An 18,849-nucleotide genomic window follows, 5' to 3' on the forward strand; every position below is an offset into this window, starting at 1 on the left:
CAATTGTCAAGAAACGACGCACCCCGATCCGGGCCCGCCCGAGGACTTTACTTGTCGACGACGAGATCGCTCAAAGGCTTGCTGCAGCACAGCAGCACCATGCCCTGATCGATCTCGCGCTGGCGGATGCCGCCCGCATGCTTCATGTTCACCTGGCCGGACACGAGCTTCACCTTGCAGGTGCCGCACATGCCCTGCGTGCACGAAGAAGGCAGACGCACGCCCGCCTTCTTCGCGGCATCGAGCACATGTTCGTTGCTGCCGCATTCGATATCGCGGCGGCTCTTCGCGAAGTTCACCTTGAACTTCGTGTCGATCAAAGGCTCGACGACCGGCTCCGCAATTGGCTGCACCTCGGGTTCCGCGATCGGCTCCGTCGGCGCCGGCGCGAAGCCAACCGCTTCCTCACGCGCTTCGACGAAATCCTTCTGCGTAGCAAGCGCATCGGCGACATGCGCCGTCGTCAGGTCCGCCGCGACTTCCTCGACCACGCCGAACGAGAAGCTCTCCTCGTGGTATTGCTTGCGATCGAAGCCGCCCTCGTCGAGCAGATTACGCACGGCCTTCATATACGGCGCGGGGCCGCACGTGAACACCTCACGCTCCAGAAAGTCCGGCGCGATCAGCTTCAGGAGCGGCAGGCTCAGAAAGCCCGTCACGCCCGGCCAGCTGGTGCGCGCACCCAAGCGCTCGCACACGAACGACGTGCGGAAATTCCTGTGATTCGATGCGATCAGATCGAGCTCGCGCGCGAAGATGATGTCATCGGGCGTGCGCGCGCTGTGCACGAACACGATGTCCGCGTCCTCGCCCAGCTCGTGATGCGCGCGGCTCATCGACATGAGCGGCGTGATGCCCGAGCCCGCCGAGAGAAAGAGATACTTGCGCGCCGGATGACGCGCGCAGGTGAACTCGCCCGACGGCCCGAGCACGCGCACGGTCGCGCCCGCGACCATGTTGTCGTGCAGCCAGTTCGACACCGGCCCGCCCGGCACGCGCTTCACCGTGATGGAGATGGTGTGCGGACGCGTCGGCGACGACGAGATCGTGTAGCAGCGATTGATCTGCTCGCCGCCGATATCGAGCTCCAGCGTGATGAACTGCCCCGGTTCGAACACGAACGTGCGTTCGCCGGGCGCCTTGAAGAAAAAGCTCTTGACGTCGTGCGTTTCCTGCCGGACGTGACAGCAGACGAGCGTCTCGTCCGTGTCACAGTCCCAGCGCACGGGCAGCGCTCCCCAGAACTTCGGCTGGGTCACGCGGTTGTCGGTTGGCTCGAACGTAGCCTGATCGCGCATCATGTAATGCTCCTGCAGCAACGGCTTTAGCGCATGAAGGAAACGACTTTCTCGCCGAGCGACGCATCGACGCCATGCTCCGGCGCGTTCGCGTAGTCGGCAAGACGTCCGATGTACCACTCGCAGAACTTCTCGACGAGCCCTTCCGTGAAAGGCGAATACGGACCCGGCTCGTATGCGCTGCTCGCCACGCCGAGTTGCGAATACTCGACCAGCGTGCGGTCCTGATCATTGGTCGCGCGCCACACGGCGGTGAGGTTATCGACGTTGTAGTCGATGCCCTCGCGCGCATCCTTGTGCACGAGCCACTTCGTGCGCACGAGCGTTTCACCCGAGGCGAGCGGAATCACGCAGAACGTGACGATGTGATCGCTCATGAAGTGATGCCACGAGTTTGGCTGCGTCCAGAACGACAGACCACCCAGGTCCGCGCGCTCGAAGCCGCCCAGCAGCTTCTTCGATGCGACCTTGGCGTCGAGCGTCTGCGATTCGCCGTCGCGGTCGAGCGGCAGGCGTTGCGTGCGGAAACCCGTCACGAGATCGGCGAGCCGCTCGATTTCGGCGGACGGCAGGCACATGGCTTCCCACTGCTTCGTGCGCTCTTCGACCGTCTTCTCGAACGCCGCCATGCCTTCTTCGTTGGCGGGCGAGCGCTGATAGCCGAAGCCGTATTCATAGAGCGAAATGGTCAGCTCCGGATGGTTCGCGACGCAGTGATAGCACTCGCGATTGTTTTCCATCGTGAGCTTCCAGTTGCCTTTCTCGACGATATCGATGCTCGCCGCGATCTTGCAGTCTTTCAGGCCGTGCGGCGCGAGATACGGCTCCATCGCTTCGCGCATCACGGCGAAGTCGGCGGGCGGCTCGTCGGCGAGACAGATGAAGATCAGGCCCGCGAGATTCTGCACATGCACCTTCTTGAGACTGTGCTTGCAGCGGTCGAACTGGTCGCCCATGTGCTCGGCGAACATCAGGTCGCCGGAGAGGTTGTACGTCCAGCTGTGATACGGGCACACGATATTGCCGAGCGACCCCTTTTCGTCGTTGCACAGACGCGCGCCGCGATGGCGGCACACGTTGTAGAACGCGCGGATCTCCATGTCGTCGTCGCGCACGATCAGGATCGAATCGTTGCCGATCTCGACCGTCGTGTAATCGCCCGGCTCGGGAATATCCGGTTCGATGGCGACCTGGATCCAGGTCGTGCGGAAAATCGCATCGAGGTCGAGCGCGTGGATCTCCGGGCTCGTATAGAACGGCGCCTCGAGCGTATGGCCCTTTTTGCGGCGTTCGATCATCGCGCGAACGTCTGCCGAAACTTTCATCGTGTGCTCCGTTTTGCGTCACGTCTGGTGCCCCGCCAAACACCTTTGAACGCGGGCTGCTGCTTTCGTATGTGGGTTTCGAAACTGCTTGAAGAATCAGTAATCGACGAGTTGATGCTCGCGCAAATACGCCAGTATCACTTGTGCTTTTTCGACAGAACTTCCTTCAATTACGACGCTGCCGCCGCGGCTTTCCGTTGTCGTCGCGGAGAGCATGCGCGAGTGGCCCGAACGCTTCTCGGGGGCAGCGAGTTTCTTCGGCTTGGCCGTGACCGGGCCGACGCTCCACGCCGCGCGTTCGCGGTCGGCGGAAGCGCTCGCGGCGACGGGCGCCACGCGTCCTTCGCGCATGCGCGCATAGGCATACCGCGGCGCAGCATTGGCGAGCGGATGCACCGCCACCAACGCGGGCAGCGGCGCGCGCACGCGGCGGCGCAGGCCCTTCGGCATGAACTGGCGCACTTCCACGCCTTCCTTCGTCACGCTGACATCGACGGCCGCGCCGACGAGCGGAAGATTCAACGCATCGGCCAGCTTGTACGGCAGCGTGCCGCTGTCGTAAGCGCCTTCTGCGCGCGTGCCGGTGAACACGAGGCTATAACCCGCGAGGCGGTGTGCCAGAACCGCGCAGGCATCGCCGTCCGTGTTGAGCACTTCGACTTTCGGCGCGCCCAGCGCGAGATATTCAGCGAGCGCCGGATTCGCCGGATCGCCCGCGTGCAGCACGTCGAGCTGCGCGCCGTGCTTCGTGGCGATGCCGATGGCGATCGTCAGCGCGGCGGCGTCGTTGCGGCTATAGCGCGCGGTGCCGCTGACCGGATGACGTCCGGTGGATACGAGAACGGCGATCTTCATGCTGCAACTCCTTCGGCAACAGCCGCGCTTTGCACGATCGGCGCGCCGCTGGCACGCGCGGCGCGCGCGGCGGCGGCCGCATCGGTCAAGGCCTTGATCGTCTCCTGTGCGTCGGCGACGATCGTGAGATTGGCGCGCTTCGCAATCGGCGCGCTGGCGTCGAGATTCACGGCGATCACATGACGGCAATCCTTGATGCCCTGCAAATGCTGCACGGCGCCCGAAATGCCGAACGCGATATACACGCTCGCCTCCACCGTCTTGCCGGTCGCGCCGATCTGCTTGTCGCGCGTGAACTTGCCGTCGTCGACGGCGACCCGGCTCGCGCCGATCGCCGCGCCCAGCGTTCCCGCGAGCGTTTCGAAGGACGCGATATCGGACACGCCGTTGCCGGCGGACACGATGAAATCCGCCTCTTCCAGCGCCACTTGCGCGGCATCCATTTCCTCGATGCCGAGATCGACGTAAGCACTCACTTTCGATGCCGGCACGATGTCTTCCGCGCTCACCGCTTCGCCCGCACCGACGAACGGCAGCTTCGCATCGACGGCGTTGGGGGCGAGCAGCACGACATCGGGCAAGGCGCGCGATGCGATGGCACGGCCCGCATGCACATAGGAAGCAACATGCGATGCGTCGAGCTCGACGACCTGCGTCGCGATGGATGCATCGGCGCGTGCGGCATAGCGTCGGCCGAGATCGCCGTCGCCGGTTGCGTTGTCGGGCATGAACAGATGCACCGGCGCGAAGGCCGCGACGCAGGCCGTCAGCGCGCGCACTTCTTCGTCGGGCGCGAAATTGCGGCGATCGAATTCTGGCAGTTCGATGTAACGATCCGCGCCCAGCGCGGCGGCATCGTCCTTGAACTCGCCGAACGCGATCAGCACGACTTCGGTTTCATCATTCGCGAGCAGCGCGGCGGCGGCGAGCGCCTGACGCGCGTGGTCGTCGAGCGCACCGCGATCCGTGTGCGCCGCGACCAGCAGCGCGCGGGTCGCGGGCTTCGTCGTGCGCAGCGGCTTTGTCGCCTGCTTGTGCCCGCCGTGCGTGAATTCGAGCACGACGCCATTGCCGATTTCACCCAGCGTGATGCGCTTGAGCCCTGCCGCCGTGACGATGAAAGGCCGGCGCGGATCGATTCGTTTGATATCGTTCATGACTTTACTCCAGCGCTGCGGCGACCAACTCCGCCACGTCGAGCACTTCGGGACGTTCTCCGACCACGCCTTCCAGCATCGCGGTGCATTGCGGGCAACCGACGGCGACCACTTCCGCGCCGACCGACTTCGCGTCGTTGATGCGGATATCGGGAATGCGCTGCTTGCCGGGAATATCCGTCAGCGGCGCGCCGCCGCCACCGCCGCAGCAACGTGCGCGCATGCCGTGACGCTCCATCTCGACGACCTTGATGCCGATGGTCTTCAACAGCTTGCGCGGCGCTTCCGTCTCGCCGTTATAGCGGCCGAGATAGCACGGATCGTGGTACGTGATCTTCTTGTCGTTGAACACGGCGGCGGCTTTCGGCGTGAGCTTGCCGTTCGCGACGAGCTCCGCCATGAACGCCGTGTGATGCTGCACTTCGTAATAGCCGCCGAGCGCGCGGTACTCGTTGCGCAGGCTGTGCAGCACGTGCGGATCGGCCGTGACGATGCGGCGGAACTGATACTGCGACAGCGTGTTCATCAGCTTCGACGCGCATTGCTGGAACGTGGCTTCATCGCCGAGACGACGCGCTGTGTCGCCCGTGTCCGTTTCCGCGCCGCCGAGCACGGCGTAATCCACGCCGGCCTTGTTCATCACCTTGGCGAGTGCGCGCAGCGTGCGCTGATAACGCATGTCGAACGCGCCCTCTCCGGCGATCAGCAGGACATCCACCGGACGTCCCGGCTGTGCGACCTGCACTTGCAGATCCACCGACCAGTCGTAACGCGCGCCGATGTCGTAACCGTTCTGGCTGCCCGTCTCTCGCAGGTTCGCGAGCGTGATCGGACCCTTGCCCGGCACATTGCCTTCGACGAGCGTCTGGTTGCGCCGCATGTCGACGATCGCATCGACGTGCTCGATCAGCATCGGGCACTCCTGCACGCAGGCGCGGCAAGTGGTGCAGGACCAGATCGTGTCCGCTTCGATCATCTGCGAGATCAGCGGCTTGGCCGGACCGCCGGAATGCTTGCCGACCGGAATGCCGGGCGTCGGGCTGCCCGCATATTGCGAGTCCGATCCGCCGACCATGCCGACGACCAGATCCTGAATCAGCTTCTTCGGATTCAACGGCTGACCCGATGCGAACGCGGGGCACGCGGCTTCGCACTTGCCGCATTGCACGCAGGCGTCGAAGCTCAGCAGCTGATTCCAGCGAAACTCGACCGGCTTGCCGACGCCGTATTCCTTCGCATCGAGAACCGGCATTTTCAAAGCCGTCGGCGGCACGACTTCCTGCTCGGTCTTCGCGTGGAAGCGCTCCTGGCGCGGATGAAACGCGAGATGCAGGAGACCCGCCATCGCGTGCTTCATCGGGCCGCCTTGCGCCGCGCCGAAGGTCATCGTGTAGGCGCCCGCCGCGATCAGCAACGCGACGATGATCGCGAGCGCGCCGGACATCCACGATGCGGGCAGCAGCATGAACAGCGCGAGACCGAGCGCGAACGAGCCGAGCAGCAAGGGCAGGCTGTCCCACGGTCCGTGCGACAGACGCGCGGGCACGTCCTTCGCGCGACGGCGCTTGTACACGAACACGGCGCCCACGAACATGATGATCGCCGCGATGAAGATCGCGCGGTCGAGCCACGGCGAGTAGATCGCGAGACCGTAGTTGATGAAGACCAGCGCCATCGCGAGGATCGCACCGCCCGCGGTCGCGACGTGCGTCTTCGCGATATACGGGTCACGCGCCACGACATGGTGCAGATCGACGAAATAGCGCTTCGGGATGGTGAGCAGATTCGCCCAGCCATATGCGCCGGCCGTGGTGGCCCGGCCTTCGCGCCAGTAGGCTGCGCGCTTCAGCAGGGCGAACGCGAGGCCCGCCATCGAGAGCCACAGCAACGCGGTGATGACAAACACGGGGTTCATCTTCCAGTACCTCGTCAGAAGTCTTTGCAGAGGCGCAGCGAATCGTAGATCGCGCTATGGATGTTGTGCATCGAGATGCAGTCGCCGACGCGGAACAGTGCGAAGCGGCCATTGCCGAGCTCTTCGCTCAGGCACGGTTGCGCTTCGGCGGCGAACAGCTTGTGCATGTCGAGCTGCCCGCGATTGACCGACTCGGGCTTGAGCTTCCAGTAGAGCGCGTCGTTCGGTGTGATGCCGTTCTCGATCACCACCTGATCCACCGCGCGTTCTTCCTGCTCTTCCGTGTACTCGTTGCGGATCACGGCGATCTTCTTGCCGTCTTCCTCGTACACCTTGTCGAGCCAGTAGTTCGGCGTATGGACCACGCCGAGCGCGTAGAGCCGGCGATAAAAGATCGGGAACGTGGTGCCGCCGGTATCGTCGGCGACTTTCACATCGGGCGTGACGATCTCGACGTTATTGCCCTTCGACGCGATGAAGTCCGCGACGCCCGCGCCAGCATGCGTGGACACGCCGTCATAGACGAGCACGTTCTTGCCCGGCTCGACCTTGCCCGACAGAATGTCCCACGAGCTGACCGCGAGACCTTGTTCGACGCCCCATGCGGGCACCTGATCCGTGAACGACGAACCGCCCGTCGCGAGCACGACGATGTCCGGCTTCTCCGCCATGATCATCTTCTCGTCGGCCGCGACACCGAGACGGCGATCGACGCCCAGACGCTTCGTCTCCATGTCGAACCAGCGCACGATGCCCGCCATCTGTTCGCGCTGCGGCGCTTTGGCCGCGAGCATGATCTGGCCGCCGACATAATCGTTCTTTTCGAACAGCACGACGTCGTGACCGCGCGAACGCGCGACGCGCGCCGCTTCGAGTCCCGCGGGACCGGCGCCCACGACAACGACCTTGCGCTTCGGACCACGCGATTTCTCGATGACATGCGGCATCGTCTCTTCACGCGAGGTCGCCGCGTTCTGCACGCACAACACATCCAGCCCGTTGTATTGACGGTCGATGCAGTAGTTCGCGCCGACGCACTGCTTGATCTCGTCTTCGCGGCCATCGCGGATCTTGATGACCATATGCGGATCGGCAATCTGCGCGCGCGTCATGCCGACGAGATCGACCATGCCGTTGGCGAGCAGCCGCTCGGCCTGGCCCGCATCGCGAATGCTCTGCGCGTGCATGATCGGCAGCTTCGTGACCGTCTTGATGCCCGCTGCGAGATGCACGAAGGGCTCGGGCGGCAGCGCCATCGGCGGCATGCAGTTGGCGAGCGTGTTGTGCGTGTCCGCGCCGGAACCGATCACGCCGATGTAATCGATGAGACCCGTTTCCGACATCGCCTGCGCGATCTCCTTCAGGTTCTCGTGCGAGAGGCCGTCTTCATGGAACTCGTCGCCGCACATGCGCAGGCCGACGCAGAAATCCGGGCCCACCGCTTCACGAACCGCCTGAAGCACCTCCACGCCGAAGCGCAGACGATTCTCGAGCGAGCCGCCCCATTCGTCCGTGCGGAAGTTGGTGCGCGGGCTCCAGAACTGATCGATCAGATGCTGGTGCGCCGCCGAAATCTCGATGCCGTCCATGCCGGCATCCTTCACGCGCTTGGCGGCCGCCGCGAAGTCCTGAATGATGCGCTTGATCTCTTCGACTTCGATGATCTTCGCGTTGCCGCGGTGCACCGGCTCGCGCACGCCGGAAGGCGACATCAGATGCGGCCAGTGCTCGCCGTGCCATGCGGAACGGCGGCCCATGTGGGTGGCCTGGATCATGATGAACGCGCCATGACGATGCATCGCTTCGGCGAGACGCGCGAGCGGGTCGATGACCTTGTCGGTCGCGAGGTTCACCGACTTCCACCAGCCTTGCGGGCTGTCGATCGACACGGGACTCGAACCGCCGCACACGGCGAGGCCGACGCCGCCCTTCGCCTTTTCCTCGTAGTAACGGATATAGCGGTCACCGGGCAGGCCGCCCGGTTCGGCATAGACCTCAGCATGCGCGGTGCTGACGATACGATTGCGCAGGGTCAGCTTGTTGAGCTGAAGAGGCTTGAAAAGGTTCGGGTAACGCATTGCGATCGACCTCGGGGGATGGTTTTATCCGTAATACCTTGCTGCCGCGCTGTCTCCGGCGCGTGTCAGGCAAGCGGCGAAACTTCGAACACGCAGTGATCGTATCCTTCGGCCGCGCATTGCGTCTCGACGGACTTCGAGCGCGGACCTTTCTTCGCGCTGTCGGGCGCGGTGTCGTTGACCCAGTCCATCGCGCCGGCGAACCAGCCCGCGAACATGTAGCAGAGCTTGCCCTGCTTGCCCGGCTGCTGAAGCACGAACGACGAGTTGCGCAGATGAATGCGCGCATGCGAAGCCGAAGGATCGGCTTCGACGATGTCGAACAGACCCCAGCCGCGTTGCGACAGGCGCTTCAGGTAATGCTCGAACACGGCCATGCCGCTGATGCCGTGCTTTTCCGCTTCCTTGTCGCACCAGTGATAAGCGGACTTATAGCCGGCCTTGTAGAGAATCTCGGCATACGCTTCGAGACCGAGCGCCTCTTCCACGGCGACGTGATTGTTGGTGAAGAAGTGACGCGGCACGTAAAGCATCGGCAGCGCGTCGGTGGTCCAGACGCCGGTTTGCGGATCGACATCGATAGGCAGTTGCGGTTGCATCGCGGGGTTCCTTTATTTGCGTGTGCTATGTGCGTGATCGTTGTGCGTCAGACGTTCCAGACCTGATCAAAGAAGCGCATCCAGTTCTCGCCCATCACCTTCTTGATGCGCGACTCGCTCCAGCCCGAGCGTTCCATCGCGGCGGTGAGGTTCGGGAATTCGCCGATCGTGCGAATGCCTTCCGGATTCACGACCTTGCCGAAGTTCGTCAGACGGCGATAACGGCCCTTGTCGTGCGTGATCCAGTCGAAGAATTCGGTGCTGTAGCCTTGCGTGAAGTCCGTGCCGATACCGACCTTGTCTTCGCCGATCACATCGATCACGTATTCGATCGCTTCGAGGTAATCGTCGACCGTCGCGTCCGGGCCCTTCTTGAGGAACGGCGAGAACATCGTCACGCCGACGAAGCCGTTGGCATCGGCGATCTCGCGCAGTTGTTCGTCCGACTTGTTGCGCGGATGATCCTTCAGACCCGACGGGCAGCAGTGCGAGTACGTGACCGGCTTCTTCGAGCACGCGATCGCATCCGAAGAAGTCTTGCCGCCGACGTGCGACAGATCCACCACGATGCCGACGCGGTTCATCTCCTGAATCACTTCGCGGCCATAACCCGACAGGCCGCCGTCCGCTTCATAGCAACCCGTGCCGACGAGGTTCTGCGTGTTGTAGCAAAGCTGCACCACGTTCACGCCGAGTTCCTTGAACACCTCGATATAGCCGAGGTTGTCCTCGAACGCATACGAGTTCTGGAAGCCGAAGATGATGCCGGTCTTGTTCTCCTGCTTCGCGCGGCGGATGTCGTCGGTCGTGCGCACGAGCGTGAGAATCTCGCTGTATTCGCGGATCTGCTGCTTCATTTCCGCGATGTTGTCGATGGTCTTCTGGAAGTCTTCCCACACGGAGACCGTGCAGTTGACGGCGGTGACGCCGCCCTTCCTCATGTCTTCGAACACGGAGCGCTCGAACTTCGAGATGTTCAGGCCGTCGATGATGATGCTGTCGTTGTGGAGGGTGCTCATCGTGATGCTCCGTGTGCTCAGTAGATGGGGAAGCGTTCGCACAGCGCGAAAATCTCGCGGCGCACGCGTAGTTCTGCTTGCGCGTCGCCTTCCGGATGCGCGCGCAGCGATTCGAATACTTCGAGAATGAGGCGGCCGACTTCGCGAAACTCGGCAACGCCGAAGCCGCGCGTCGTGCCTGCCGGCGTGCCCAGGCGAATGCCCGAGGTGATCGTCGGCTTTTCTGTATCGAACGGAATGCCGTTCTTGTTGCAGGTGATGCCCGCGCGTTCCAGCGCTTGTTCGACCTGATTGCCCTTGAGGCCCTTCGGACGCAGATCGACGAGCAGCAGATGGTTGTCGGTGCCGCCCGTGACAAGATCGACGCCGCCGGCCTTCAGCACTTCGCCCAGCGCTTTCGCGTTCGCGAGCACGTTGTCGATATACGCCTTGAATCCCGGCTCCAGCGCCTCGCCGAACGCGACGGCCTTGCCCGCGATCACGTGCATGAGCGGGCCGCCTTGGAGGCCGGGGAACACGGCGGAGTTGATCTTCTTGGCGATCTCTTCGTCGTTGGTGAGGATGAAGCCACCGCGCGGGCCGCGCAGTGTCTTGTGCGTCGTCGACGTGACCACGTGCGCATGCTCGACCGGATTCTGATGACGCCCCGCCGCGATGATGCCCGCGATGTGCGCCATATCGACCATCAGCTTCGCGCCGGCGTTGTCGGCGATCTTGCGCAGGCGCGCGAAGTCGAGTTCGCGCGGATAAGCGGAAAAGCCCGCGATGATGAGCGTCGGCTTGTGCTGTTGCGCGAGTTCCTCGATCTGCTCGTAGTCGATCAGCATCGTGTCGCGGCTCACGCCGTACTGCACCGCGTTGAACCACTTGCCCGACAGCGCCGGCTTCGCGCCGTGCGTGAGGTGGCCGCCCGCATCGAGCGACATGCCGAGCACGGTGTCGCCTGGCTTGGTCAGCGCCAGCATCACCGCGCCGTTGGCCTGTGCGCCCGAGTGCGGCTGCACGTTGGCGAACTTCGCGCTGAACAGTTGCTTGATACGGTCGATGGCGAGCTGCTCGACTTCATCGGCGAACTCGCAGCCGCCGTAATAGCGCTTGCCCGGATAACCTTCCGCGTACTTGTTCGTGAACACAGAGCCTTGCGCTTCGAGCACCGCGCGCGAGACGATGTTTTCCGACGCGATCAGTTCGATCTGCGATTGCTGGCGTTCCAGCTCTTTCAGGATCGCGCCGCGCACCGAGGCGTCGCGGCTCCCGAGCGGCTCGGCGAAGAAGGGATTCGTGTTCGACATGGAAGGTCCGTAAGTCAGAGTGACGGTCGTGCGACTCAGGTCTCACGGGGTTTCCAGCGCGTTCCCGATGCCTTCGTCGTTGCGTCTATTCTTGACTTTCGCCCTGCCGGTCAATTTACGAATTTAGACGTGTTCTTGGCCTTTTCCGACATGCGCGTCTGTTTTCGACAAGTGGCTAATTCGGATTCGGTGTAGCGCATTTTTTTGCATCGTCTGCTGCACTGCACCGGAACGATCGTGCGCCCGGACGGTGCGGCCCTTGGCGCAATTGGCGTGCGCCTGGTGCGCCGGTGCAGCAAAGCATTTGCAATGCCTCATATTGCTCAGGGTTTAGCCTGATGGCATGGTAGTTGCACTCGCAACCAAAATTGGAAAAGTGACCAAGCGCCGCAGTGACGGCGCTCATCAAATAGATTCGAAGGAATCAGTCCTCACATGTCCCCCGATCGCACGGCGTCGCTGTCGCACTTCGCGTTCATGCCGCTTCCGAACTTCACGATGATCGCGTTCACCAATGCGATCGAAGTCCTGCGCATGGCGAACTATCTGACGGGACAGCCGTTGTACCGGTGGTCGATCGTCAGTCCCGACGGCGGTCCGGTGACGGCGAGCAACGGGCTTTCAGTCGATACCGGACCGGTGGATTGCGTGGGCACGCCGGACATCGTGTTCGTGGTCGGTGGCATCGACGTGCAGCGTTCCACCACGCCCGAACATCTTTCCGCGTTGCGCCGTTTCGCGCGCACAGGCAGCGTGCTCGGCTCGCTGTGCACCGGCACATATGCCTTGGCGCGCGCGGGTCTGCTCGCCGGCTACGCATGCGCGATCCACTGGGAGAACATGTCGGCGCTCAAGGAAGAGTTTCCCGACACGCGTTTTCTGAAAGAGCTGTTCGTGGTCGACCGCGATCGCGTGACATGTACCGGCGGCGTCGCGCCGCTCGACATGATGCTCAACCTGATCGCCGCGCGCGTGGGCACGGCGCGGGTCACGCAGATCGCCGAACAGTTCATCGTCGAACATGTACGCGATACCAGCGCGCAGCAGCGCATGCCTCTCGTGGCGCGCCTCGGATCGGCTAACAAGTCGCTCTTCGAAGTGATCTCGCTGATGGAGAACAATATCGAAGAGCCGCTTTCGCGCGAAGAACTCGCGCGGCTGGCGGGCATGTCGCAACGGCAGTTGCAGCGGCTGTTCCGCGAGCATCTCGGCATGACGCCGACGCATTACTACCTCACGCTGCGCCTGCGACGCGCCCGCGAGCTCCTGCTGCAAACCGACATGTCCATCATGCACATCACGATGGCGTGCGGCTTTCAGTCGGCTTGTCATTTCTCGAAGAGTTATCGCGACGCATTCGGCACCGCGCCCACGCGCGAGCGGCGCAAGCAGGTTCCGCCGTTGTCGTCCGTTCCCGCGATGGTGGCCTGATTCGTGGCGTGAGTTGATCGTTCAGATGGTCATGTGAAGCCGCGTCTCGCAGACTTCGCATCCGCCGACTCTCTCCGTGCGGAACACGCCGTCCAGCGCAAAACCGAGCGCCTTATAAAAGCGCAAGCCGCACGCGTTTTCTTCCAGCGCCCAGAGCGTCATCTCCCGATAGCCTTCGCTCGCGGCGGCGTTGATCGCTTCCTCGATCAACACCCTGCCCGCGCCCTGACGCCAATGCGGCGGATCGATGTAAATGGCTTCGACTTCCGCGTCCGTGCGTCCCTTGTCGTGATCTCGTGAAGCGCCCCATGCAATCCAGCCCAGCACGAAGTCGTTGCGCTGCGCCACCATCACGCGCGGATTGCCGCGCGTGATCAGTTCAGACCAAAGCGCGCGACGCTTCGGAATGGAAAGCGAGTCGAGAAAACCAGCGGGAAAGATGGAGCGATAGGCGGCCTGCCAGGCCTTGACGTGGATGCGCGCGATTTCCGCGGCATCGTCGGCGCGTGCCAGGCGAACGGAAAGCGCGGTGCGGAGATAATCGGCGGTCATACATCGAGTATGCCGCCGATTTCATTCGAAAGGGCGAACTCAGGCGGCCTTCAGCAGACCATGCGGATCGATGACGAATTTGCGCGGCGCGCCGCCATCGAACTTACGGTAGCCTTCCGGCGCTTCGTCGAGCGTCACCACCGACACATTGACGATATCCGCGATCGGCAAACGGTCCCACAGGATCGCCTGCATCAGATTGCGGTTGTACTTCATCACGGGCGTCTGGCCGGTATGGAACGAATGCGACTTCGCCCAGCCGAGACCGAAGCGGATGCTGAGACTGCCCTTCTTCGCGGCGGCATCGACCGCACCCGGGTCGTCCGTCACGTAAAGACCCGGAATGCCGATCGCGCCCGCAGCCGTGGTGATTTCCATCAGCGAGTTCAGGACGGTGGCAGGCGCTTCGTGGCCGCTATCGCTGCCGTGGCCATGCGCTTCGAAACCCACGCAATCCACTGCGCAATCCACTTCCGGCTTGCCGAGAATCTGCTCGATCTGCTCGCCGAGCGTCGCGTCGTTCGACAGGTTGATCGTCTCGAAGCCCATCGCGCGGGCATGCGCGAGTCGTTCCTCGTTCATGTCGCCGACGATCGTCACGGCCGCGCCGAGAAGACGCGCCGATGCCGCCGCCGCCATGCCGACCGGACCCGCGCCCGCGATATACACCGTCGCGCCCGGCTTCACGCCTGCCATCACCGCACCGTGGTAGCCGGTCGGAAGAATGTCGGAGAGGCAGGTGAGATCGCGAATCTTCGACATGGCCTGCGCCTTGTCGGGAAACTTCAGCAGATTGAAGTCGGCATACGGAACCATCACGTATTCTGCCTGGCCGCCGATCCAGCCGCCCATGTCCACATAACCATACGCGCCACCCGCGCGCGACGGATTCACGTTCAGGCACACGCCCGTGTGTTGCGCCTTGCAGGTCGGACAGCGCCCGCACGCGACGTTGAACGGCACCGACACGAGATCGCCGATGGACAGCGTCTCGACATCGCGCCCCACTTCGATGACTTCGCCCGTGATTTCGTGACCGAGCACGAGGCCGACTTCGGCGGTCGTGCGGCCGCGCACCATGTGCTGGTCGGAGCCGCAGATGTTGGTCGTGACCACTTTCAGAATGACGCCGTGGCCGATAGCGCGGCCGCGTGGATCGACCATTTTCGGATAGTCAATGGATTGCACTTCGACCTTGCCTTGCCCCAGATAAACGACGCCGCGATTGCTGCTCATTGATCGTCTCCATGTTTCGTGGACGGCATGCGCGATGTTTTCAGCCGCACCGATCCGGCTCATCACGCCCGTAAAGCGAGGGTAGCGCCGCCGTGCACCCGCGACTGGCACTGAATGCGACGCGCGCTTGACTGAAACCGACATCGCCACTTCGGCACGGTTTTTATTGATTGACCGTTCAATATAAAAAACCTAGTATCGGCGCTTGTTCCTCGTATCCACGCCGCCATGCCCAAGCTCGGAATGCGCGAAATCCGCCGCGCGCAACTCATCGACGCCACGCTGCACACCATCGACCAAGCGGGGCTCGCGGGCGCCACGCTCGCCTCGGTGGCGCAGCGGGCGAGCATCTCGACGGGCATCGTCAGTCATTACTTCGGCGACAAAGACGGCCTGCTCGAAGCCACGATGCGCCACGTGCTGCGCTCGCTGTGGCAGGGCACGTCGCGCCGCCGCAAGGCCGCGAAACCCGATCCGCGTTCGAAGCTGCGCGCGGTGGTCGCGGCGAATTTCGATGTCGAACAGGTGAACGGGCCCGTCATGAAAACGTGGCTCGCGTTCTGGTCGGAGAGCATGCACAAGCCGGAATTGCGGCGCTTGCAGCACGTAAACACGCGGCGCCTTCATTCGAACCTGTGCGCCGATTTCTCCAGATCATTGAGCAAACCGGCGGCACGGCGCGCGGCCAGCGGACTCGCCGCGCTGATCGACGGCCTGTGGCTGCGCGGCGCGCTGGCCGGCGAGCCGTTCGACACCAAGGGCGCGCTGCGGCTCGCCTACGAATACATCGACCTCGTGCTGCAGGCGCGCGATTGATCCCACACTTTTGAAGGAGCGCGACATGTCCGTCTTTGGAGAGCAACGTTTATATATCGGCGGCGAATACGTCGATGCGACCAGCGGCGAAACCTTCGACACGCTCGACCCCGCCACGGGCGAAACGCTCGCACGCGTGCAGCAGGCGTCGCAGGCGGATATCGACCGCGCGGTGCGATCGGCGCACGAAGGGCAGCGCGAATGGGCCGCGATGACCGCGATGCAGCGCTCGCGCATCCTGCGCCGTGCCGTGGATTTGCTGCGCGCGCGGAACGACGAACTCGCCGCCATGGAGACGCGCGACACCGGCAAGCCGATCGCGGAGACGCGCGCCGTCGATATCGTCACGGGCGCGGACGTGATCGAGTACTACGCGGGACTTGCGACGGCTATCGAAGGCGAGCAGATTCCGCTGCGCGAATCGTCGTTCGTTTATACGCGGCGCGAGCCGATCGGCGTGTGCGCGGGCATCGGCGCATGGAATTACCCGATTCAGATCGCGTGCTGGAAGTCCGCACCCGCGCTCGCGGCCGGCAACGCCATGATCTTCAAGCCGAGCGAGATCACACCGTTGACCGCGCTCAAGCTCGCGGAAATCTATACCGAAGCGGGCGTGCCTGCGGGCGTGTTCAACGTCGTGCAAGGCGACGGGCGCGTCGGGGCGATGCTCGCCGAGCATGCGGGCATCGAAAAGATTTCGTTCACGGGCGGAGTGGAAACGGGAAAGAAAGTGATGGCGCGCGCGGGCGGATCGACGCTCAAGGAAGTGACGATGGAACTGGGCGGCAAGTCACCGCTCATCGTATTCGACGACGCCAATCTCGAACGCGCCGCCGATATCGCGATGAGCGCGAACTTCTTCAGCTCGGGACAGGTATGCACGAACGGCACGCGCGTGTTCGTGGAGCGCGGTGTCATCGGGAAGTTCGAGGCGCTCGTACTGGCGCGTGTGAAGCGCGTTCGCATCGGCGCGCCTGACGATCCGAACACGAATTTCGGGCCGCTCGTAAGCGCCGCGCAATTGCACAAGGTGCTCGGTTTTATCGAAAGCGGCAAGAAGGAAGGCGCGCGGCTCGTCGCGGGCGGCGCGCGCCTGACCGATGGCGCGTTCGCCAGCGGCCAGTATGTCGAGCCGACCGTGTTCGCCGATTGCCGCGACGACATGCGTATCGTGCGCGAAGAGATCTTCGGCCCGGTGATGAGCATTCTCGCGTTCGACGACGAGGACGAAGTCATCGCGCGCGCCAACGATACCGACTACGGCCTCGCGGCGGGCGTCGTGACGGAGAGCCTGTCGCGTGCGCATCGCGTGATTCATCGGCTGGAGGCGGGCATTTGCTGGATCAATACGTGGGGCGAATCGGCTGCTGAAATGCCGGTGGGCGGATACAAGCAATCGGGCGTCGGGCGCGAGAACGGCATCGTCACGTTGAATGCCTATACGCGCATCAAGTCCGTGCAGGTCGAGCTCGGTCCCTATCAGCCCGTTTTCTAAGGAGTTTTCGATGAGCGCGAACGAATACGACTACATCATCGTCGGCGCGGGATCGGCGGGCAACGTGCTCGCCTCGCGTCTCACCGAGGACGCGGACGTGACCGTGCTGCTGCTCGAAGCGGGCGGGCCGGACTATCGCTTCGACTTTCGCACGCAGATGCCTGCGGCGCTCGCGTATCCGCTGCAAGGGAAACGCTACAACTGGGCGTATGAAACCGAGCCCGAGCCGCACATGAACAACCGGCGCATGGAATGCGGGCGCGGCAAGGGACTGGGCGGCTCATCGCTGATCAACGGCATGTGCTATATCCGCGGCAATGCGCTCGACTACGACAACTGGGCCTCGATGTCCGGTCTCGATAACTGGAGCTATCTCGACTGCCTGCCTTATTTCCGCAAGGCGGAGACGCGCGATATCGGACCGAATGCGTATCACGGCGGCGATGGTCCCGTGCATGTGACGACGAGCAAGCCCGGCAACAATCCGCTGTTCGCGGCGATGGTCGAAGCCGGCGTGCAGGCGGGTTATCCGCGCACCGAAGATCTCAACGGTTATCAGCAAGAAGGCTTCGGCCCGATGGATCGCACCGTCACCGCGCAGGGACGGCGCGCGAGCACGGCGCGCGGCTACCTGGATCGCGCGAAGCATCGTGCAAATCTGACGATCGTGACGCATGCCACGACTGACCGCGTATTGTTTTCGGGCAAGCGCGCGATCGGTGTCGCGTATCTGCATGGCGGGCAACGCGTGACCGCGCACGTGCGGCGCGAGGTGCTCGTGTGCAGCGGCGCGATTGCATCGCCTCAACTGCTGCAACGCTCGGGCGTGGGGCGGCCGGAATGGCTGAAGGAGCTGGAGATTCCGGTCGTGCATGACCTGCCGGGCGTAGGTGAGAATTTGCAGGATCACCTCGAGATGTACATGCAGTACGAATGCAAGGAGCCGGTGTCGTTGTATCCCGCGTTGCAGTGGTGGAATCAGCCGGCTATCGGACTCGAATGGCTGCTGCACGGGACGGGTGTTGGCGCGAGCAATCAGTTCGAAGCGGGCGGATTCATCCGCACGCGCGATGACGACTTGTGGCCGAACATTCAGTATCACTTCCTGCCGGTCGCGATCAATTACAACGGGTCCAATCCGATCAAAATGCATGGGTTTCAGGCGCATGTCGGATCGATGCGTTCGCCGAGCCGTGGACGCGTGAAACTCACGTCGCGCGATCCGAACGCGCATCCGAGCATTCTTTTCAACTACATGGCCGACCCGCTGGACTGGAGAGAGTTTCGCGACGCCATCCGCATTACCCGGGAGATCATGCGACAGCCTGCGCTGGAGCGATATCGCGGGCGGGAGCTGCATCCGTCCGATGACCTGAAGAGCGATGCGGAACTCGATGCGTTCGTGAAGGCGAAGGCGGAGACGGCCTTTCATCCATCGTGTTCATGCAAGATGGGATATGACGATATGGCCGTCGTGGATGGCGAAGGACGCGTGCATGGAATGGAAGGCTTGCGCGTGGTCGATGCGTCGATCATGCCGCAGATCACCACCGGGAATCTGAATGCGCCGACGATCATGCTGGCGGAGAAGATCGCGGATCGGGTGAGAGGCAGGGAGGTGCTGGAGAGGGTGGAGACGCCTTATTTCGTGGCAAAAGGGCGGCGTGCGCGCGGTAGTGAGGTATTCGACGGCCGAGCGCGTAACGGTGCTTCGGAGAAGGTGATCCATCAATAAGGCAACGAAAAAAAAGGCCGCGCAAGCGCGGCCTCCAAATCGCCCT

15 protein-coding genes are annotated in these 18,849 nt (G+C 63.2%); 4 read left to right on the forward strand and 11 right to left on the reverse strand.

Annotation, left to right across the window (positions count from 1 at the left end):
• Window positions 1-47: 47 nt before the first annotated feature.
• The 9 genes from AWB79_RS17630 to AWB79_RS17670 form a co-directional block, all read right to left on the reverse strand.
• Complete coding sequence (locus tag AWB79_RS17630; RefSeq protein WP_074169392.1) at window positions 48-1,298, reverse strand: FAD-binding oxidoreductase; 1,251 nt, start codon at window positions 1,296-1,298, stop codon at window positions 48-50.
• Between the two features lie 26 nt (window positions 1,299-1,324).
• A complete protein-coding gene (locus AWB79_RS17635; protein WP_061168722.1) occupies window positions 1,325-2,623 on the reverse strand; it encodes an aromatic ring-hydroxylating oxygenase subunit alpha in 1,299 nt (432 codons plus the stop codon).
• A 96-nt stretch (window positions 2,624-2,719) separates the two neighbouring features.
• A complete protein-coding gene (locus AWB79_RS17640; RefSeq protein WP_061168723.1) occupies window positions 2,720-3,478 on the reverse strand; it encodes a drug:proton antiporter in 759 nt (252 codons plus the stop codon).
• Window positions 3,475-4,635 carry an electron transfer flavoprotein subunit alpha/FixB family protein gene (locus AWB79_RS17645; RefSeq protein WP_061168724.1) on the reverse strand — a complete coding sequence of 387 codons (1,161 nt, stop codon included), beginning with the start codon at window positions 4,633-4,635 and terminating at the stop codon, window positions 3,475-3,477. The genes AWB79_RS17640 and AWB79_RS17645 overlap by 4 nt, the downstream gene beginning before the upstream one ends.
• A 4-nt stretch (window positions 4,636-4,639) precedes the next feature.
• A complete protein-coding gene (locus tag AWB79_RS17650) occupies window positions 4,640-6,550 on the reverse strand; it encodes a (Fe-S)-binding protein (RefSeq protein ID WP_061168725.1) in 1,911 nt (636 codons plus the stop codon).
• A 14-nt stretch (window positions 6,551-6,564) separates the two neighbouring features.
• Complete coding sequence (locus AWB79_RS17655) at window positions 6,565-8,628, reverse strand: NADH:flavin oxidoreductase (RefSeq protein WP_061168726.1); 2,064 nt, start codon at window positions 8,626-8,628, stop codon at window positions 6,565-6,567.
• A 65-nt stretch (window positions 8,629-8,693) separates the two neighbouring features.
• Window positions 8,694-9,227, reverse strand: a complete 534-nt coding sequence (locus tag AWB79_RS17660; RefSeq protein ID WP_061168727.1) for a DUF5943 domain-containing protein — start codon at window positions 9,225-9,227, stop codon at window positions 8,694-8,696.
• Window positions 9,228-9,274: 47 nt separating this feature from the next.
• Complete coding sequence (locus AWB79_RS17665) at window positions 9,275-10,246, reverse strand: dipeptidase (RefSeq protein ID WP_061168728.1); 972 nt, start codon at window positions 10,244-10,246, stop codon at window positions 9,275-9,277.
• A gap of 17 nt (window positions 10,247-10,263) precedes the next feature.
• Window positions 10,264-11,538 (reverse strand): serine hydroxymethyltransferase, encoded by a 1,275-nt coding sequence (locus tag AWB79_RS17670; protein WP_061168729.1) that lies wholly within the window; start codon window positions 11,536-11,538, stop codon window positions 10,264-10,266.
• A gap of 435 nt (window positions 11,539-11,973) precedes the next feature.
• Here AWB79_RS17670 and AWB79_RS17675 point away from each other — a divergent pair, with 435 nt between their 5' ends.
• Window positions 11,974-12,969: a GlxA family transcriptional regulator gene (locus AWB79_RS17675; RefSeq protein WP_061168730.1), complete on the forward strand. Its 996-nt coding sequence runs from the start codon at window positions 11,974-11,976 to the stop codon at window positions 12,967-12,969.
• A 21-nt stretch (window positions 12,970-12,990) separates the two neighbouring features.
• Here AWB79_RS17675 and AWB79_RS17680 read toward each other — a convergent pair whose 3' ends face one another.
• On the reverse strand, window positions 12,991-13,521 hold the full coding sequence (locus tag AWB79_RS17680; protein ID WP_061168731.1) for a GNAT family N-acetyltransferase: 531 nt from the start codon (window positions 13,519-13,521) through the stop codon (window positions 12,991-12,993).
• 39 nt (window positions 13,522-13,560) lie between these two features.
• The gene (gene fdhA / locus AWB79_RS17685) at window positions 13,561-14,757 is read right to left on the reverse strand and encodes a formaldehyde dehydrogenase, glutathione-independent (RefSeq protein ID WP_061168732.1); all 1,197 of its coding nucleotides are present in this window, start codon (window positions 14,755-14,757) and stop codon (window positions 13,561-13,563) included.
• Window positions 14,758-14,985: 228 nt separating this feature from the next.
• Between fdhA and betI the strand changes: the two genes are divergently transcribed.
• Genes betI through betA form a run of 3 tightly spaced genes read left to right on the forward strand, consistent with a single transcriptional unit; the run spans window position 14,986 to window position 18,803 of the window.
• A complete protein-coding gene (gene betI / locus AWB79_RS17690) occupies window positions 14,986-15,573 on the forward strand; it encodes a transcriptional regulator BetI (RefSeq protein WP_061168733.1) in 588 nt (195 codons plus the stop codon).
• Between the two features lie 25 nt (window positions 15,574-15,598).
• Window positions 15,599-17,068: a betaine-aldehyde dehydrogenase gene (gene betB, locus AWB79_RS17695; RefSeq protein WP_061168734.1), complete on the forward strand. Its 1,470-nt coding sequence runs from the start codon at window positions 15,599-15,601 to the stop codon at window positions 17,066-17,068.
• A gap of 10 nt (window positions 17,069-17,078) precedes the next feature.
• On the forward strand, window positions 17,079-18,803 hold the full coding sequence (betA, locus tag AWB79_RS17700) for a choline dehydrogenase (protein WP_061168735.1): 1,725 nt from the start codon (window positions 17,079-17,081) through the stop codon (window positions 18,801-18,803).
• The last annotated feature ends 46 nt before the right edge of the window (window positions 18,804-18,849 follow it).

Source organism: Caballeronia hypogeia (assembly GCF_001544875.2).
Classification (GTDB): Bacteria; Pseudomonadota; Gammaproteobacteria; order Burkholderiales; family Burkholderiaceae; genus Caballeronia; species Caballeronia hypogeia.

What these genes read in the sequence shown, in the direction of transcription:
- AWB79_RS17635 (WP_061168722.1), bottom strand. Translation starts at nt 2,623, where the DNA reads ATGAAAGTTTCGGCAGACGTTCGCGCGATGATCGAACGCCGCAAAAAG.
- AWB79_RS17665 (WP_061168728.1), bottom strand. Translation starts at nt 10,246, where the DNA reads ATGAGCACCCTCCACAACGACAGCATCATCATCGACGGCCTGAACATC.
- AWB79_RS17650 (WP_061168725.1), bottom strand. Translation starts at nt 6,550, where the DNA reads ATGAACCCCGTGTTTGTCATCACCGCGTTGCTGTGGCTCTCGATGGCG.
- AWB79_RS17640 (WP_061168723.1), bottom strand. Translation starts at nt 3,478, where the DNA reads ATGAAGATCGCCGTTCTCGTATCCACCGGACGTCATCCGGTCAGCGGC.
- AWB79_RS17660 (WP_061168727.1), bottom strand. Translation starts at nt 9,227, where the DNA reads ATGCAACCGCAACTGCCTATCGATGTCGATCCGCAAACCGGCGTCTGG.
- AWB79_RS17645 (WP_061168724.1), bottom strand. Translation starts at nt 4,635, where the DNA reads ATGAACGATATCAAACGAATCGATCCGCGCCGGCCTTTCATCGTCACG.
- AWB79_RS17680 (WP_061168731.1), bottom strand. Translation starts at nt 13,521, where the DNA reads ATGACCGCCGATTATCTCCGCACCGCGCTTTCCGTTCGCCTGGCACGC.
- AWB79_RS17655 (WP_061168726.1), bottom strand. Translation starts at nt 8,628, where the DNA reads ATGCGTTACCCGAACCTTTTCAAGCCTCTTCAGCTCAACAAGCTGACC.
- AWB79_RS17675 (WP_061168730.1), top strand. Translation starts at nt 11,974, where the DNA reads ATGTCCCCCGATCGCACGGCGTCGCTGTCGCACTTCGCGTTCATGCCG.
- fdhA (WP_061168732.1), bottom strand. Translation starts at nt 14,757, where the DNA reads ATGAGCAGCAATCGCGGCGTCGTTTATCTGGGGCAAGGCAAGGTCGAA.
- betA (WP_061168735.1), top strand. Translation starts at nt 17,079, where the DNA reads ATGAGCGCGAACGAATACGACTACATCATCGTCGGCGCGGGATCGGCG.
- betB (WP_061168734.1), top strand. Translation starts at nt 15,599, where the DNA reads ATGTCCGTCTTTGGAGAGCAACGTTTATATATCGGCGGCGAATACGTC.
- AWB79_RS17670 (WP_061168729.1), bottom strand. Translation starts at nt 11,538, where the DNA reads ATGTCGAACACGAATCCCTTCTTCGCCGAGCCGCTCGGGAGCCGCGAC.
- AWB79_RS17630 (WP_074169392.1), bottom strand. Translation starts at nt 1,298, where the DNA reads ATGCGCGATCAGGCTACGTTCGAGCCAACCGACAACCGCGTGACCCAG.
- betI (WP_061168733.1), top strand. Translation starts at nt 14,986, where the DNA reads ATGCCCAAGCTCGGAATGCGCGAAATCCGCCGCGCGCAACTCATCGAC.